Raw genomic sequence first — 16,391 nt, 5'->3', positions numbered from 1 at the left:
GACGTGAAGCTTAGGAGTCGGTTGGTTGCGGGCGAAAGATTTCGATGAGGAGGAGGCAGGCGCCGATGCAGATGCAGCTGTCGGCTACGTTGAAGTCGGGCCAGTGGTAGTTGCCGATGTGGACTTCGAGGAAGTCGACGACGTAGCTGTAGCAGAGGCGGTCGTAGAGGTTGCCGACGGCTCCGCCGAGGATGAGCGCAAGGGCTACGGTGCTGACAGTGAGGGCGCGGCCCGCTCGCCAGAGCATTCCGATGAGGACGATGGCGGCGATGACGGAGAACGCGATGAGGATGTTGCGGACTGTTGTGGGCGAGGCTGATTCGGCGAACATGCTGAAGGCGGCGCCGGTGTTGTGGACGTCGGTGATGCGGAAGATGCCGGGGATGACGGTGTGGGCCTGGCCGTTGGGGAGTTGCTGGACGACGATGCGTTTGGTGATGCGGTCGAGGATGACGACTGCTGCGGCGATAGCGAGCGCAACGCCGCGCCGGTCGCGCGACTCGGTCGCGATGGCTGGCGTTGCGGCTTCGAAGGTCGTCTTGTTCGGTGAAGACATCAGGATTGCGGCTCCGTTGAGTTGCTGGGTGGTGCGTCGTAGGGTGGGAAGTGGATGGCTTCGAGAGCGTCGGCGCAGCGAAGGCAGACGGTGGGGTAGTTGGCTTGCTGGCCTACGTCTTCGGTGAAGCGCCAGCAGCGTTCGCACTTCGAGCCTGCTGCGGGTTTGGCCTGGACGTAGAACGCTCCCTTTTCTACGTTGCCTTCGGTGACGATGGCGTTGGAGATTTCTACCTGGGCTACGCCGAAGAGCTCGGGGAGAATGGATTTGTATTGCTCGAAGACTGGATTGGGGCGCTCGGAGACGCTGTTTAGCCAGCCGAGGACGATCTGGGTCTCGGATGGTTTGTTGCTGATGGTCTTCGCGGTTCGGGCCTCTTCGAGGACTTTGAGGACTTCGTCGCGGAGGGTTAGAAGCTGGTCCCAGTCTTCTTCGAGCTGGCGGGTGGTGCCGGGGATGATCTCGGCCATGGAAGGGAAGAGTGCGAGATGGACGCTGGACTCGCGGTTTGGCAGGGCGGGCAGGAGTGCCCAGACCTCGTCGGCGGTGAAGCTGAGGATGGGCGCGATGAGACGGGTGAGGGTTTCGGCGATGCGCCAGAGGGCTGTTTGTGCGCTGCGGCGGCCGGGATGGTTGGGCGCGAAGGTGTAGAGGCGGTCTTTGAGGACGTCGAGGTAGAGCGCGCTGAGGTCGGTGTTCACGTACTCGTTGAGCGCGTGATAGGCGCGGTGGAACTCGAAGTCGTCGTAAGCGGCTCGGATTTTCGCGTCGAGCTCGGCGGTACGGGCGAGGATGTATTGGTCCTGCGGCTGTAGCTGTGCGAAGGCGATTGCGTCGGTGGCAGGGTTGAAGTCGTGGATGTTTCCGAGTAGGAAGCGCAGGGTGTTGCGCAGCTTGCGGTAGTTGTCGCTGACGCGCTGCATGAGGTTTTCGCTGGCGGCTACGTCTTCGCGGAAATCGACGGAGGCTACCCAGAGGCGAATGACTTCCGCGCCGAGACGCTTGGCGATGTCGACAGGATCGACGCCGTTGCCGAGGGATTTGGAGAAGGCGCGGCCTTGCTCGTCGAGGGTCCAGCCGGAGGTTGCGACCATCTTGTAGGGGGCGTGGTTGCGGACGGCGACCGAGGTTAGGAGTGAGGAGTGGAACCAGCCGCGGTGCTGGTCGCCGCCTTCGGTGTAGAGGTCGGCGGGGGAGTGGAGTTCGGGTTCGAGATCGAGGACGGCGTGCCAGCTTGCGCCGGACTCGAACCAGACGTCGAGGATGTCCATCTCTTTGCGGAACTCCTGGTGATGGCAGCTTGCGCAGGCGGTTCCTGCAGGGAGGAGAGCGGCGGCTTCGTGCGCGTACCAGGCGTCAGCACCCTCTTTTTGGAAGAGGTCGACGATGCTCTGGTTGACGGCGGGTTCGTTGAGCGGCTCGCCGCATTTGTCGCAGAGGAAGACGGCGATGGGAACGCCCCAGATGCGCTGGCGGGAGATGCACCAGTCGGGCCGGGTGGCGATCATGTTGGAGATGCGCTCTTCGCCCCAGGCCGGGTCCCAGACGACTTTCTTGATCTCGTCGAGGGCTCGCTGGCGGAAGGTGGTGACGGCGCCTTCGTCGGTGATCATGGGGGTTTCCATGCCGATGAACCACTGCTCGGTGGCGCGGACGATGACGGGGTTGTGGCAGCGCCAGCAGTGGGGGTAGGAGTGCTCGAAGCTGGTGTCGCTGAGGAGCGCGCCTTTTTCTTTGAGGAGCTCGATGATGACGGGATTGGATTTGAAGACGGTGAGGTCTTCGTAGGGTTGCGCGACTTCGCCTCCGCCGTTTGTGCCGGTGTGGCGCTGGCGGCCGGCGTTGTCGACGTATTGGATCTCGGGGAGGTGGTAGCGTTGGCCGGTGTAGAAGTCGTCGACACCGTGGGCGGGTGAGGTGTGGACGGCTCCGGTGCCTTGCTCGGCGGTGACGTAGTCGGCGGTGACGCCCAGGATGCTGCGATCGAGGAAGGGATGCTGGAAGGTGGACTGCTCGAGGTGGTTGCCGGTGAAGACCGCGACGATGTCGGTTTGCGATGCGGGCTCTGCGGGGTTCTTTGCGCTCATCAGACGGCAGTGGGTGATGACGGAAGACATTAGCGCTTGCGCGACGATGTAGGTGCCGCCTTCGCAGGCGAGGGCCACGTATTCGAGGAGTGGGTTGAAGGCTACGGCCTGGGAGGCGGGGAGGGTCCAGGGGGTGGTGGTCCAGATGATGGTGTAGAGGTCTTTTACTCCTGCGAGTGATGGGGCGATGGCGGCGGGATCGCTGGTGAGGGCGTAGCGGACGTAGACGCTGGGTGAGGTGTGCTGTTCGTATTCGACCTCGGCTTCGGCTAGCGCGGTGCGATCGTGGATGCACCAGTAGACGGGCTTGAGGCCTTTGTAGACGAACTTCTTTTCGAAGAAGTCGTAGAAGGTTTCGACGATGCTGGCTTCGTAGCCGAAGCTCATGGTGAGGTAGGGATCGTTCCAGCGGCCGAAGACGCCGATGCGTTCGAACTGGCTGCGCTGGAGGTCGACGTACTTCTGCGCGTACTCGCGGCAGGCGCGGCGGACGGCGATGGGGTCCATCTCGAGTTTTTTGCGGCCGAGTTGTTCGTCGACTTTGATCTCGATGGGAAGGCCGTGGCAGTCCCAGCCTGGGACGTAGGGTGCGTCGAAGCCGGCCATGGTTTTGGTTTTAACGACGAAGTCCTTGATGCACTTGTTGAGGGCGTGGCCGAGGTGAATGGCTCCGTTGGCGTAGGGAGGGCCGTCGTGGAGGATGTACTTCGGGTGTCCGGCACGAGCGGCGCGGATCTGCGCGTATAAGTCGCCTTGCTGCCACGCTTCGAGGCGCGCGGGTTCGTTCTGCGGCAGGTTTGCCTTCATGGGGAAGGCTGTCTGGGGCAGATTTAATGTGGACTTCAACGCCTTAGGCGCTGGATCCGGTTCGTTGCCTTCCGCGCCGATTGGCAGGTTCAGCGTCGACTTCAGCGCTTTGAGTTCGGGTTTTGCCTGGGTTGCTTCCGACATTCGGTCCTCTTGGTTCGTTGTGACAAAGATCCAGTTTGTGGCAAACCTCTATTGTAGACGGCGCGGAGGGGTGGTACACAGGATGGCAAGGAGACATTCCCATGGTGACGTGCGTCCAAGGTAACGAGCGTCCGCTGGCGAATGTTTGTAGAATGTTAACAACCAGGTGCTGTTGCCAGAGCCGGACTAGAACCGGACTGGCATTTGGAACGTAAATAAGAGCAGTAGTTTCATGGCGGGCATGATTTTTGGAAGTGGTGTGCGGAGGCTGCGGCTTACTGCACCGAGGCGAAACGGCTTATGGCGAATAGTTTATTGACACCACCACCGCAGATAGACCCAGAGAGACAGGCTCCGACCCTGCGACCGGCAGATGCTCCAAAGTTGAACGAAGAGACCGATGGGTCCATGTGGACGTCGTTCTTTGCGAACCTTCGGGATGCCTTCAGCAAGTCAAACGAAGCTCCGCTGCAGCTGGAATCGAAGCCGGTTGATAGCGACATGGTGATCGAGGAAGAGGGAGTGTTTGCCTCTCTTTGGAGCAGCATGCGGGATGTCTTCTTCCCGGTAAAGCTGCCGCCTCTGGTGCTCGAGTCAAAGCCGATCGCTGTTGTCGATCGGATGAAGACCAAGCAGAATCCGATTGCGACGACGTCTGCTGTGGTGATCTACGGATTAATTATTCTGCTGATCGCGTTTCTGCTGGCGAAGAAGGTTCAGTTTGCAGCGCCGGTGAAGACGATGCAGGTGACGGAACTCTCGGTTCCTCCGCAGGCTCCGCCAAGGGCTCAGGCGATGGGTGGAGGCGGTGGACAAAAAGGGCCTACTCCCGTGGTTAAGGGATCTCCTCCGAAGTTTGCGGATACGCAGATTGTGCCGCCGAATAAGCCTCCGCTGGTTGAGCCGAAGATCAAGATTGATCCGACGATTGAGGTTCAGCAGGATGTGAAGATGGCGAGCAACCTGCCGCAGGTCGGAGTTCCGAACTCGCCCATTATTGGGCCGTATTCAGGTGGCGGCGGCACGGGCACTGGTCTTGGATCTGGCAACGGTTCGGGGCTTGGGCCCGGCTCGGGTGGCAATACCGGTGGCGGACCGAGGCGGATTGGCGGAGGGGTTTCGGCTCCGGTGCTGATCTTCTCGGTTGAGCCGGAGTTTTCTGAGGAAGCTCGGAAGGCGAAGGTTGCCGGAAACGTTCTGGTCAACCTCTGGGTCGACACCAATGGGAATCCGAGCCACGTTCATGTGATTCGCGGCGTTGGCATGGGTCTGGATGAGAAGGCGATGGAAGCGGTGAGGCAGTACAAGTTCAAGCCGGCGATGGAGAACGGCAAACCTGTTCTGGTTGAGCTGAACGTTGAGGTGAACTTCCAGATCTTCTAAAGGTTGTTTTCTGAAAGATGAAGAGGCCCGCTCAGTGCGGGCCTCTTCGTTTTGGTGAGGATGCTGGTTGGTTATGCGGTTTGGAAGGTGGCGTGACGTTTCGTGTTGCTCTCGACGCGTACCAGCCTTGAGTCGGGTGCGGACCTGAGGCTGAAGCGGTCGACCTGCTGCTCGAGCGTGACGGCGGTGGAACGGAGAGATTCGATTCCAGCCGCGGTGGTGGCCATCTCCGTGAGATTTTCGTGGCTGAGGGAGTGGATCGAGTGCAGGCTGGCGCTGGACTGATCGGCAGCGGCGGTCTGCTGGGAGGCGGCGATTGCGATCTGGGCGATCATGCGATCGACGCGCTCGGCCATACCGATGATGCGCTCCAGAGCTTCGCCGGCCTGGTTGGTGGTGATGACGCCCTGCTGCACGGTGCCGGTGCCGCTCTCCATGCTGGCGATGGCGGTGAGGGTGCGGTCCTGAATGCCTTGAATCATGCTGGCGATCTCGCCGGTGGCCTGAGCGGTGGACTCGGCCAGACGACGGACTTCTCCGGCGACTACGGCGAAGCCGCGGCCCTGGTCGCCGGCACGAGCGGCTTCGATGGCCGCGTTGAGGGCCAGGAGGTTGGTCTTGCGGGCGATCTCGTCGATGACGGTGACGATCTGCGAGATGCGGCGGGAGTCGTCGCCTAGGAGGCCGACGGTGGCGGAGGTGTCGCTGACGGCCGTGGCGATGGAGTGCATGCTGCCAAGGACCTGCTTGACGATGGTGCCGCCTTCGCGGGCGGTTTCGGCGGCGCTGCGGGCGGTCTCTGCGGCGGACTGGGTGTGGCGGGAGACCTCGGCGATGGAGGCGGACATCTCCTGCATCGCAGTGGCGGCCTGCTGGGTCTGCTGACTTTGCTGGTCCATGCGGCGATGGATCTGGTCGCTGGCTGAGCCCATGGTGGCGGCGCTGCCGGTGATGGTGGAGACGGTCTCGGCGAGCGTTCCGATGATTCCGGCGAGGTTGGTCTGCATCTTCTGGACTGCGTGCGCGAGGGCGCCCGTCTGGTCGGTCGTGTCGAGGGCCAACGGCTGGCCGCTGAGGTCGCCGGCGGCGATGGCATCAGCACGTTGCATGACTGCGTTCAGGGCGTAGGCGATCTTCCGTCCGAGGTAGACCGATACGGTGATGCCGATGAGAGAGGCGATAATGGTGCCGAGCCAAAGGACAATGAGGGTGAAGTGGTTGGCTCCGCGGAGCTGTGCCTGTTCTTCATTGGCGAGGCGGGTCTGCGATTGAGCGATCTCGGTGATGTTGGAGAAGAGGCTCTTTTCGAGAGGCAGAATCTGGTTCTGCAAAGTGTCGTAGGCTGCAGCCGAGCCTTGGGGGGTCTTCGATTCGTTCAGGTTCTCGACTTTTTCTTCGAGGGTCTTGAGCGCGGCGAGATCGGAGTCGAGGGCAATGAGACGCGGTGCGTCGGAGCCGAGATCGAAGTGGGATGTCTGCTGATGAAGCAGAGCGAGCGAGCTCTCGGCCTGCTCGAACTCTTCGCGTCGCGACTTGCGGTAGAGAGCGGAAGAGTTCGCGTCGATGCCGAAGAGCATGTAGGACTCAAGCAGACGAACGGTGTCGGTGAAGTGAGAGCGGATGTCGCGACTGGACATGATGACGGGGATGCGGTTCTCCGTGACCATGTTCGACAGGACGTTGGCCTCTTCGATGTATCGGTGGGCGATACTTGCGCTGAGAACGGTAGTGGCGACGATGGCGCCAGTCATCAGGAACATCTTCGACTGCAGTTGCATGAGGACCTCGGAGCGAAGTTAGGAGAGTCGATCGGCTTTTAGGGTTGGCAGATACCGCCGGGATGGATCCCGACGGTGGTTTCGGTTGCGAGGGATGTCTGGGTTACTGACCGTCGTTACTGACCGTCGATGTTGAAGTTGACTTCAACCTCGGACTCGGTGGCATCAGGGTTTGGGGCGAAGCGCCAGTGAGTGACGGCGTCCTGCGCTGCGGGCGCGAGGAGGGCGTGGCCTGACTCTACCTTGGTGCTTGCAACAGTGCCGTCAGCCTTGATGGAGACGAGAAGAACGACCTTGCCGCCGACGTGCATGCGGCGCGCCAGCTCTGGATAGGCTGGGGCTGTGCGGGAGACGATTGCGCGGTGAACATCGCCTGCGAAGGCAGTGCCAACGCAGAGGGCAACGCTTCCGGCAAGAAGAAGTGGGCGCGAAGAGCGAAGTGGGATAGCCAAGGAAAACCTCCGGGGTACAGAGGTTGTATCGGCGGAGGTGGGGGAGGCTTTAGCGGAGAGAGAGTACCGGCGGGGTGATTTCGGCGAAGGTAAGGTTTCCGGCGGGGCTGCCGGTGCGTTGTTTCCAGTCGAGGAAGAGCTTGCCGTAGCTGTCGGTAAGGCAGGTGGTGGGGGCGATGTCGAGTGCAGCGAGGGTCTGGTCGATCCAGGCGGTGGGACCTTCGAGTTCGGCGTAGGTGCCGATGGGGGTCTCGTCGAGGACGAGGTGTGCGGTGGTCTCGGAGGCGGGATCTGTTGGATGAGACCACTCGGTGCGGTATTTTTCGTAGGTGAAGGCGGGGGCGTAGCCTAGCTGCAGGAAGATCTCGGCCATGGCTTCGAGGTTGCCGATGGTGGTCTCGTTTTCGATGCGGATCTTGTAGCGGGTGGTGTCGACGGGGGCCTGCTCGTCGGGGAGACGCTTGTGGGTGACGGTGCAGAGATTGCCGTATTGGCGGAGGCGGAGGATTCGTCTGCGGGCGCGGAGGTCGCGGTTGGGAGTGTCGTAGAGGGTGTTGTGCTCGAAGGTGCGGGGTGTGACGAGATGGAAGCCGAGGTGTGGGAGGCGGGTTTGGAGAGCTTCTGGATCAGGGACGGAAAACTTGAGTTCGATCTCAGAGTTCTTCATGGGGCGAGTATACGGCGGTGGGCCGGTGAAAAACGTGTACCTTAGTTTGTTTTTGCGGCTTTTTTTAGCCGGTCGCGGATGGCGAGGCCGAGGCCTTCGGGTTTGGGTAGCGGGCAGAGAATGATGGCGACGTTGCGGGCGTCGAGGTCGCGCAATCCGGCGAAGAGGGTTTGGGCGAGGGCTGTGGGGTCTTCGAGGGAACTCCAGGGAAAGACTTCGACGTGGTTGGTTGGGATGGTCCAGTTGCTTGGGAGCATGACTCCGATGCGACCTTCGGTGGTGGCGAGGCGGGAGTTCAGGTCGGCTTCGCTGTCGACCAGGATGAGGCGGGCGCGGGGGGCGTAGTGGCGGATGCCGACGCCGGGGGAGGGTAGACTTTGCGGGGTTGAGGGGGCTTGTTGTGGAGGCGTGTAGATCGTGACGGGGCCGGCGATGGACTCGAGCATGGCTGGGGTGATGGCGCCGGGGCGGTAGAGGATCATGGGGGAGGGATTTGGGTCGAGGACGGTGGATTCGACGCCTACGCTGGTGGGGCCGTCGTCGATGACGGCGTCGATGCGGTGGTCTAGATCCTGGAGGACGTGCGCTGCGGTGGTGGGGCTGGTGTGGCCGAAGCGGTTGGCGCTTGGTGCTGCTAGGGGGAGCCCTGTGGCTTCGAGGAGTGCGTGGGCTAGCGGGTGCGCGGGCATGCGGACGCCTACGAGGGGGCGATTGGCGGTGACTGCGTCGGGGATTTTTTCTGTGCGGGGAAGGAGGAGGGTGAGGGGGCCGGGCCAGAATGCTTTGATGAGGCGCTCTGCCTGCTCGGAGACGGTGGCTACTTGGTCGAGCATGGCGCGGTTGCTGACGTGGACGATGAGGGGGTCCCAGTGGGGGCGGTCTTTGGCGAGGAAGATGTTGGCGACTGCGTTGGGGTCGAGCGCGTTGGCTCCGAGGCCGTAGACGGTTTCGGTGGGGAAGGCTACGGTGCCGCCGTTGCGGAGGATCTCGGCGGCGCGGGCGACGTCTTCCGGACTGGACGAGAGGCGCAGAGTGTTGCGGGCGTCGGGCGTACTCATTTTGCGGCTAGTTGGCCGGCGAAGGCATCGAGGGAGAGGCTGCGGAGGAGGTTGCGGCGCATTCCGCTTTGGACTTGATCGAGGCCGCGGGACGCGGATTCGATCCAGGCGAAGTTGAGGGTGGTGCTAAGGCGGTCGAGCTCGGGGCGTAGGTCGGTGTTGCGTAGGAGCTCTGGAGTGCCGGCCCCTAGGAGCAGGAGATCTTCGAGGAGGAGCGAGAGGCTGCGGAGGAGAGCGGAGGTTTTTTGCTGACCTTCGGCTCCGGCGCGGTAGGTTTCGGTCATCTTGAAGAGGGCGGTGTGGTCGGGCTCGGCGGAGCCACTGCTGGCCGCGGCGGCGTTGCGTAGAAAGAGGAGGGCATCGGCGCGGGCGGCGGTGTAGGCTTCGAGGTCGAAGCCCAGGGCTTTGCCGGCGGCGCCTTGTGCGAGGCGGGCGATGAGGGTGCGCTGTTTGGGGGGCACGTCGGGGCGGCGGTCGGCGAGGAGCATCTCGATCTCTTCGACGGGCAGGGCACCGAGGCGCACGGTGGCGCAGCGGGAGCGGATGGTGGGGAGGAGTTCGCCGGGATTTTCGGCGAGGATGATGATGTGGACGGTGTCTGGTGGCTCCTCGAGGACTTTGAGGAGGGAGTTGGCGGCTTCCTTCATCATGTTTGCGGCGGTGAGGATGAAGATCTTGCGTGGGGCCTCGCTGGGGAGGTAGTGGGATCGCTGGATGACGGTGCGGATCTGGCCGAGTTTGATGAGGAGCTGTGGGGGGTCGGGTGGGACGATGAGGACGTCGGGGTGGGGCTGGACGAGGACGCGGGTCTCTTTTTTGTCGGTCTCGCGGAGCTCTTCGCGGACGGCTACGGCTTTGTCGATCTCGTCTTCGAGGTTGGCTGCGCTCGCGATGCGGGTGCAGTTGTGACAGACGCCGCAGAAGCTGGCGAGTGAGACGCCGTTGGACCAGAGGTCGCGGGGTTGGCGCTCGCACTCGACGGCCATGGTGAGCATGAGGGCGAGGGTGTATTTTCCTGCTCCGGTGGGGCCGGCGAGGATGAGGGAGTGGGGGAGTCGGCCGGCGGCGATGGCGGTGCGGAGGTGCTCGATGGCGGTGCTGTTGCCGAGGAAGTCGTTGAAGTTGACGGGCAGAGCGTTTGGCGTGGTCACGACTTGCGGCTTCCTCCTCAGGCGTAGGTTCGATGCAGGTTCGGGATGGTCACCCGTGGTACTGTTTGGTGCTAAAGTATTCGGTCTATGAAGGTTAAGTCTGGACTTTGTTGGGAGTTCTTCTTTGAAGAGAAGGCTCTGAGCCCGGCTCTTCGCGGAGTGATCTCCTGCTTCTATGATACGCGTTGTAAGAGGGGTAATACGCCAAACCGGGGAGGCTATAAAAGGCGCTCCGTTAGCGGGTTTGGTGCTGTCTTCGAGGTCTTTGGGGGTTGACAGCAATTTTTTAATGTTTGAGTTGGGCCATGTTGCCGTAGCAGAATACTCCACGAAGATTCATGCCCCAAAGCATGACTGCGGCGGATCAAGTCGGCAGTCACTTTTCAGAGGAACAAGGCCAGCGGGTCGCTAAGGAGTTGTGTGAACGTCAGAAAGCACGTAGGTAAGACAATCGCGTTGATTCTGATAGGAGCGTTCACCGATCTTTGGGGACAGAACATCAAGATCGTCAGGCCGAATGCTACCGATGAGACGACTCAGTACCAGCCGCAGTCTGAGCCGGCGATCAACGAGCCGCTGGAGAGGTACCCGCAGGAGCTGGACTCGGCTGTGGCGGCGCTGGGGTTGGTGCCGGCAGATCCGCTCTTTCAGACCGATCCTTTCAGGGTCGTCACCAAGACGGTGGATATGGGTGGGAGTTGGCTGGAGACGAGTGCTCGGCTTCGGTTCGGAGCGACGTATACGTTTCTCAATCAATATGCGACGGTGATACCGGATACGGCGCAGCGTCATGACCAGATAAGCGGACGGCTCGACTTTACGGGAAACTGGGCGGTGTATGAGCATGGAAGCACGGCTGGCTCGATTGCGCTGCTGGTGCGTTCGGGAACCAACATCGGGATGAGTCAGCAGTGGAACCTGAGCGACCAGATGGGGTCGGGTATTTTTTTGAATTGCCTTCAGGGTGGTGGGGCGCAACGGCCAATCACCGTGAACGTTCTTTATTGGCGGCAGGATTTCCTGCATAAGAGACTGTCGTTTTATGCAGGCAAGATACATCCGAATCAGTTTGTCAGCCTGAGCTTTCTGAACAACGATGAGAGAACTCAGTTTTTGAATGGAGAGAATGACGGCAATCTTGCGATTACTTCGGACGGAACGTATGCGGGTGGAGGAGCGGTTGATTTTCAGATGACGCACCACTTCTACATGCATGCTTTGGCGATTGACACCATCGGGTCGCAGTACACGGGGATTGGAACGATGGCGCAAGGGAAGTTCCTTGAGGGCGTGGAGTTCGGCTGGTTTGATGGTGCGCCTGGGAGCAAGTATTTGAAGCTGCGCGCCGGAGCGTGGCGTGACGATACGAAGAACACGGGAAGCGGGCATGGTGTCGCGTTTGGTTTCGATCACGAGTATGCGAATGGATGGGCCCCCTTTGGTCGGTATGGATTCGCGACGGAGACGGGAACGGCTATCAGACAGACCGATACGCTGGGACTGACGAACGTTAGCCCGTTTGGCCGGCGTGGCGATATGTTTGGGACGGCGTTCAACTACATTCAACCGACGCGTATGGGGAAGCGACACGAGAGTATCGTCGAGACGTTTTATCGGATTCGCATGACCAAGAGCATGGAGATCGGGCCGGATGTGCAGGTGTCGATTCATCCGATGTATGCGGCGAAGGCTTATACAAGCGTGCTGCTGAATGCTCGTATGCGGATTATTTTTTAGTGCGCCCTGCGCGGGCGGCGGTCACTTCGTGACTTGTGTACCCCTTTGGGTGGCGCTCCCGTTGGTCGCGATTGAATTTAGTAGAGGAGTACAGCTGTGTTGTAGGTGGTGAACTGGGCTTGTTTGCTGGCGCAGACTGCAACTTCGGCGGTGGTGTATCTGCCGGTGGAGATGGCGCGGAGCAGAGCGTCGGGCAGGAGAGTTGGATCGGGGCCGTCCCACTGGACGACTAGCTTGGGAGAGCCTGCAGCGCCACTTTGCATGGTGCAGGTTTGATGGGCGTCGGCGTTGGATTCGGCGGGCGCTATGCCGTGCTCGAGCAGGATCTGGGCGACTTGTTTTTCTAGCGAGTTGAAGGATTGGACGGTTGCGCTGCGGGAGAAGTCTTCGACGGCGGAGAAGAGGCCGTGATTTTTTGTGACGGAGATTCCGACTGCGTTGAGATTGGGGTCGAGGATATTGGCGCGGTGGCTGGGGCTGTTCATCCAGGTTTGATGGATGAGCGGGACGTCGGTGCCGCGGCCTACGTTTTCGGCGATGGTGGTGAAGTGAGCTCCTGCTTGCGCGCCGCGCGTGGTGAGGTCGGGTTCGCCGGGATATTGATGGAGGAGTTCCCCGGGTTGGTTGCGGACGCGTTGGACATGAGTTTTGGCTGCGGATGCGAGGGCGTTGTCCCAATGGAGCGGAGGCAGGTTGTGCGCGGCGCGGGCTTGATTTGTGAGTTGGAGGAGAGTCTGTTCGGGCGAGGTTGGCGGGGTTTGTCCAGTGAAGGAGGATGCTGCAAGGAGGAGAGCAAGCAGAAGGCTACGTGCGTGCGTTCTATTTTGCATGTGTGTGATTGGAGTTGGGAGATTGGAGTAAAGTTGGCCGCGTGGGATAGGCTTTTTGAATTTGGATACGATGATGATGAGGTGAAGGCGAATGAAGACAAGTGCGCGAAATACGCTGGCTGGAACGATCAGCAAGGTTACGAAGGGCGCGGTAAACTCCGAGGTCGTGTTGGCGACTGAAGCTGGGAGCGAGATTGTTGCGGTGATTACGAATGGCAGCGTGGAGGCGATGAGGTTGAAAGAGGGGATGAAGGCCTGGGCGTTGGTGAAGGCCAGTTGGATCATCATTGGGAAGGAGATGGACAAGAGCAAGATCAGCACGCGAAATATTTTGTGCGGCTTGGTGGAGACGATTCGCGAAGGCAGCGTGAACGATGAGGTGTCGATCCGGTTGCAGGGCGGAGAGCTGTTGACCGGCGTGATTACGGATGGAAGTCTGCATCGGCTGGAGCTGCATCTGGGCGAGCAGGTGTGTGCGGCGTTCAAGGCTTCGAGTGTGATTGTTGCGGTGGATTGATTTCTTGCGTGGTCAGCGGGGGATGAGCTGCATCATGAGCGGGTCGCGTGGGCGGAGGGTTATTTTGGCTTGCACCTCGGGTGGGATGGTGCCGAGGTAGTTCATGCGCCAACGTTGGGCGAGGGTGGCGATGCTGAAGACACCTTCCATCCAGGCGAAGCTTTCGCCGATGCATTGGCGGCTGCCTCCGCCGAAGGGGAAGTAGGTGAACTTGTGGCGGGCGGCTTTGTTTTCGGGAGTGAAGCGGTCGGGGTCGAAGCGGAGTGGGTCGGGGAAGTATTGGGGGTCGCGGCCCATGATGTATTGGCTGAAGAAGAAGTGCGCTCCGGATGGGATGGTGTAGGGGCCGAGGGTGATGGGCTTGGTGGACATGCGACCCATGGCCCAGGCGGGTGGGTAGAGGCGCATGGATTCGGCGAAGACTTGTTCGGTGTAGCGGAGGGCGGGGTAGTCGGCCAGGGTGGGGAGGCGTTGGGTGGGGCCGGTGCCGAGGACTGCGTCTAGTTCGGCGTGGAGTTTGGATTCGATTTGCGGGTTCTGGCTGAGGAGATACCAGGTCCAGGTGAGGCCGTTGGCTACGGTTTCGTAGCCGGCGAGAAAGATGGTGAGGACTTCGTCGCGTACTTGTTCGTCCGACATGCCGGTTTGTTGGGTGGGGTCTTCGGACTCGTACTTGCTGGCCAGGAGCATGGAGAGAAGGTCGCCGCGATCTGGTTCGCCGCGGGCGGCGGCTTCGCGATGTTCGCGGATGAGGCGGTCTACTACGGCGTCAAGGCGGGCTTTGGAGCGGCGGAACTTCATGATGCCTGGGACGGGGAGGTGCATGAAGGATTCGATTTTGGGGAAGGCGACGATGAAGTTGTAGAGGCCCATGATGGTGTTGACTTCATCGTTGATGCTGCGGATGTCGGCGGTGACGTCGGTGTTGAAGAGGGTGCGGGCGACGATCTCGAGCGAGAGCTGCATGCTGGCGGCGGAGATGTCGATGTGCTGATTGGGGCGCCAGGCTTCGCGTTGGTGGAGGGCGCAGGCTACGATCTGGTCTCCGTAGGCGGCGATGCGCTGGCGATGGAAGGCGGGCGCGGCGATCTTGCGCTGGCGCATGTGGATGGGGTCGTCGGAGGTGATGAGGCCTTCGCCGAGAAGGACCTTCATGCGGCGGACGGTGCGCTCTTTGACGAAGCTGGTGGCTTGGGTGACGAGGATCTCGCGGATGGACTCGGGGTCGTTGATGAAGACGATGGGGGTGCCGAGGAAGCGATAGTGGGCGATGTTGCCGTAGGTTTTGAGGAGGTACTCGAAGAGGAGGATAGGGCTTCCGAGTTTGACCCAGGGCCTGAAGGCGTAGAAGGGAAGTGAGTGCTTGAGGCCGGGTGGCATTCGGCCTTGAACACTGTTGCGCGGAGGTGTGACGGAGGGGATTGGTTCCGGCGGTGCTTCGAGTGTCGGGGGAGGGGTGGTCATCTTGAGGCCTTGATGCTTCTCTTAGATGAGGAGAACACAGTTCGGCGGATGAGGTATGGGGCGCCTTGACGAAGTGGAAAGAAGGTTGGTTAGGCTTTGGCGTTGTCGAGGCGCGCCGCGACGATTTTTTTTATGCACGTTTGTATCTCGTCGATGGAGGCGTCTTCGCGGATGGGGACGACGCGGTGGGGTTCGCGGGCGGCGATCTCTTCGTACTTGTCGTAGATGCGGCGGTAGAAGTCGTCGGGCTCGCGCTCGAAGCGGTTTTCGTCGGTGCCTAGTTTTTCGACGTGGCGCTGGTTGCGGCGGCGGGCGCGGCGGAGGGAGGATTCGAGCGAGGGGAGGAGGAGGAGGGTGAGGTCGGGCTGGAGGTTGTTGCAGGCGGCGGCGTGCATTGCGAGGATGCGCTCGCTGCCTAGCTGGCGGCCTCCCCCCTGATAGGCCTCGGAGGAGTCGGTGTAGCGGTCGCATAGGACGATGGAACCGGCGGCGAGGGCGGGGAGAATGACTTCGGCGATGGACTGGGCGCGGTCGGCGAACATGAGAGCCATCTCGGCGGCGGGGGCGATGGGGCCGTGGGCAGCCTCGGAGCGGGAGTCGAGCAGGATGCTTCGGATGCGGTCGCCGAGGGGGGTGCCGCCAGGTTGGCGGAGAGTGACGACGGTGTGGCCTTCGGACTCGAGCGAGGTGGCCAGGCGGCGTAACTGGGTGGTCTTTCCGGAGCCGTCGAGGCCTTCGAAGGTGATGAAATATCCGCGGGGCATAAGCTTCAGCTTACCGCAGATGGTGCAGATGGCATCTTAGTGAGGAGGCAGGGCGTTGCGAGCTGCAGAACGCTTTTGGCTGGTTTGCACGCCTGCTGAGGAAAGCAGGAGGATGAGATGCTTACCATCGCTTTTATTGCAATGATCGTTGCGTTACTGGTAGTGGGCGGAGTGATTGCGTTGATGATGAGAGATCAGAGACGCAAAGGACATAGCGGAGATGCTGCTCCCGCCACACATGGACGAGCTTCTGGGGTTCACTCGCGGTAGGTCGTTCATAATCATTGGCTTCTGTTGGATGCCAAGGAGGCGGGATATCTCTGTCCGGGGGCGATTGGAGATTTTGCGGCTAAATATATTGCCAGTTTAAGTGTGGAAAGCCTATTATGTTCCGCGCTGCGGAAAGCGGTTGCAGCGGAGGGCTCTAAGTTATGACGGTAGTCGTTTTTGCAATGCTCTTTGTGGTATTGGCGCTGGGTACTGTGGTGGTGTTGATGCACCGGGCTCACACGCATGCGGTTCGGCTCAGCTCGCTAGAAGTCGCGACCGAAATGCAGGGCGGAAATTTAGAAATTTAGACTGGATCAGGTTATTTGCCTGATGTGACGGTCGTGTCGGGTTGCCAGGTGACTCCGGTGGGAGTGATCGCGATAGACAACAAACCTTCGGCTCCTTCTTTGAGGAAGGGGCCATCGGCTTTGTGGTCTTGATGGGCGCTGTCGGTATAGAGCAGCTTCATGGGGCCGGAGCCTAAAACTTTGAACCGGTAGTGGAAGTCAGAGCCGGTGGCGAGGTTTTGTGTGCCGAAGCTGGCGCTGGGGTAGTCGACCTCGAGGAGCTCGATGGGCTTTCCTGTGCGATTGCTGACCGTGGTAGCTACGTAATGGGAGTGGCAGCCGATGGTGGTGAGGCTGGTGAGAAGGACGAGCGCGGGCAGAGGACGCATAAGGTTTCAAGAGTATCAGGGAAAGTCCTGATGGCTCGGTCGTCTGAGCC

At 60.9% G+C, this 16,391-nt stretch carries 16 protein-coding genes; 5 read left to right on the top strand and 11 right to left on the bottom strand.

Annotated features, from left to right (window positions below):
* Positions 1 to 10: 10 nt before the first annotated feature.
* Together lspA and ileS are read right to left on the bottom strand one after the other, a co-directional pair.
* Positions 11 to 556, bottom strand: a complete 546-nt coding sequence (gene lspA / locus RBB76_RS24375; RefSeq protein WP_429630353.1) for a signal peptidase II — start codon at positions 554 to 556, stop codon at positions 11 to 13.
* Positions 556 to 3,450 (bottom strand): isoleucine--tRNA ligase, encoded by a 2,895-nt coding sequence (gene ileS / locus RBB76_RS24370; RefSeq protein WP_429631139.1) that lies wholly within the window; start codon positions 3,448 to 3,450, stop codon positions 556 to 558. Before ileS ends, lspA begins: the two co-directional genes overlap by 1 nt.
* Positions 3,451 to 3,894: 444 nt before the next feature.
* Here ileS and RBB76_RS24365 point away from each other — a divergent pair, with 444 nt between their 5' ends.
* Positions 3,895 to 4,977 (top strand): energy transducer TonB, encoded by a 1,083-nt coding sequence (locus RBB76_RS24365; protein ID WP_429630355.1) that lies wholly within the window; start codon positions 3,895 to 3,897, stop codon positions 4,975 to 4,977.
* 71 nt (positions 4,978 to 5,048) lie between these two features.
* Here RBB76_RS24365 and RBB76_RS24360 read toward each other — a convergent pair whose 3' ends face one another.
* The 5 genes from RBB76_RS24360 to RBB76_RS24340 all read right to left on the bottom strand — a co-directional run bounded on the left by RBB76_RS24360 (position 5,049) and on the right by RBB76_RS24340 (position 10,083).
* Positions 5,049 to 6,755, bottom strand: coding sequence for a methyl-accepting chemotaxis protein (locus RBB76_RS24360; protein ID WP_429630357.1), 1,707 nt, complete (start codon positions 6,753 to 6,755; stop codon positions 5,049 to 5,051).
* A gap of 116 nt (positions 6,756 to 6,871) precedes the next feature.
* Positions 6,872 to 7,207, bottom strand: a complete 336-nt coding sequence (locus RBB76_RS24355; RefSeq protein WP_429630359.1) for an energy transducer TonB — start codon at positions 7,205 to 7,207, stop codon at positions 6,872 to 6,874.
* Between the two features lie 49 nt (positions 7,208 to 7,256).
* Entirely contained in the window at positions 7,257 to 7,874 is a 618-nt protein-coding gene (locus RBB76_RS24350) for a class IV adenylate cyclase (protein WP_429630361.1), read from the bottom strand.
* A 41-nt stretch (positions 7,875 to 7,915) separates the two neighbouring features.
* Entirely contained in the window at positions 7,916 to 8,932 is a 1,017-nt protein-coding gene (locus RBB76_RS24345) for an L-threonylcarbamoyladenylate synthase (protein WP_429630363.1), read from the bottom strand.
* On the bottom strand, positions 8,929 to 10,083 hold the full coding sequence (locus RBB76_RS24340) for an ATP-binding protein (RefSeq protein WP_429630365.1): 1,155 nt from the start codon (positions 10,081 to 10,083) through the stop codon (positions 8,929 to 8,931). Before RBB76_RS24340 ends, RBB76_RS24345 begins: the two co-directional genes overlap by 4 nt.
* 420 nt (positions 10,084 to 10,503) lie before the next feature.
* Here RBB76_RS24340 and RBB76_RS24335 point away from each other — a divergent pair, with 420 nt between their 5' ends.
* Positions 10,504 to 11,820 (top strand): carbohydrate porin, encoded by a 1,317-nt coding sequence (locus RBB76_RS24335; protein ID WP_429630366.1) that lies wholly within the window; start codon positions 10,504 to 10,506, stop codon positions 11,818 to 11,820.
* 77 nt (positions 11,821 to 11,897) lie between these two features.
* Here the strand turns inward: RBB76_RS24335 and RBB76_RS24330 are convergent, their stop codons facing one another.
* Positions 11,898 to 12,650 (bottom strand): CAP domain-containing protein, encoded by a 753-nt coding sequence (locus RBB76_RS24330; protein WP_429630368.1) that lies wholly within the window; start codon positions 12,648 to 12,650, stop codon positions 11,898 to 11,900.
* A gap of 91 nt (positions 12,651 to 12,741) precedes the next feature.
* Here RBB76_RS24330 and RBB76_RS24325 point away from each other — a divergent pair, with 91 nt between their 5' ends.
* Positions 12,742 to 13,167, top strand: a complete 426-nt coding sequence (locus RBB76_RS24325) for a TOBE domain-containing protein (RefSeq protein WP_429630370.1) — start codon at positions 12,742 to 12,744, stop codon at positions 13,165 to 13,167.
* Positions 13,168 to 13,179: 12 nt separating this feature from the next.
* On the opposite strand, the gene RBB76_RS24320 is transcribed toward RBB76_RS24325, so the two are convergent.
* Positions 13,180 to 14,631: a cytochrome P450 gene (locus RBB76_RS24320; RefSeq protein WP_429630372.1), complete on the bottom strand. Its 1,452-nt coding sequence runs from the start codon at positions 14,629 to 14,631 to the stop codon at positions 13,180 to 13,182.
* An 89-nt stretch (positions 14,632 to 14,720) separates the two neighbouring features.
* The gene (gene tmk / locus RBB76_RS24315; RefSeq protein ID WP_429630374.1) at positions 14,721 to 15,395 is read right to left on the bottom strand and encodes a dTMP kinase; all 675 of its coding nucleotides are present in this window, start codon (positions 15,393 to 15,395) and stop codon (positions 14,721 to 14,723) included.
* Between the two features lie 117 nt (positions 15,396 to 15,512).
* On the opposite strand from tmk, the gene RBB76_RS24310 reads away from it, so the two are divergent.
* A complete protein-coding gene (locus RBB76_RS24310) occupies positions 15,513 to 15,665 on the top strand; it encodes a hypothetical protein (protein WP_429630376.1) in 153 nt (50 codons plus the stop codon).
* 161 nt (positions 15,666 to 15,826) lie between these two features.
* Positions 15,827 to 15,973, top strand: coding sequence for a hypothetical protein (locus RBB76_RS24305; protein ID WP_429630378.1), 147 nt, complete (start codon positions 15,827 to 15,829; stop codon positions 15,971 to 15,973).
* Positions 15,974 to 15,984: 11 nt separating this feature from the next.
* Here RBB76_RS24305 and RBB76_RS24300 read toward each other — a convergent pair whose 3' ends face one another.
* Positions 15,985 to 16,341: a hypothetical protein gene (locus RBB76_RS24300; protein ID WP_429630380.1), complete on the bottom strand. Its 357-nt coding sequence runs from the start codon at positions 16,339 to 16,341 to the stop codon at positions 15,985 to 15,987.
* Positions 16,342 to 16,391 lie beyond the last annotated feature (50 nt).

It is taken from the genome of Tunturiibacter psychrotolerans (genome assembly GCF_051013365.1).
Lineage (GTDB): Bacteria > Acidobacteriota > Terriglobia > Terriglobales > Acidobacteriaceae > Edaphobacter > Edaphobacter psychrotolerans_A.
The sequence above is the reverse complement of the archived record's forward strand: the minus strand, read 5'-3'. Positions and strand labels throughout refer to the sequence as shown.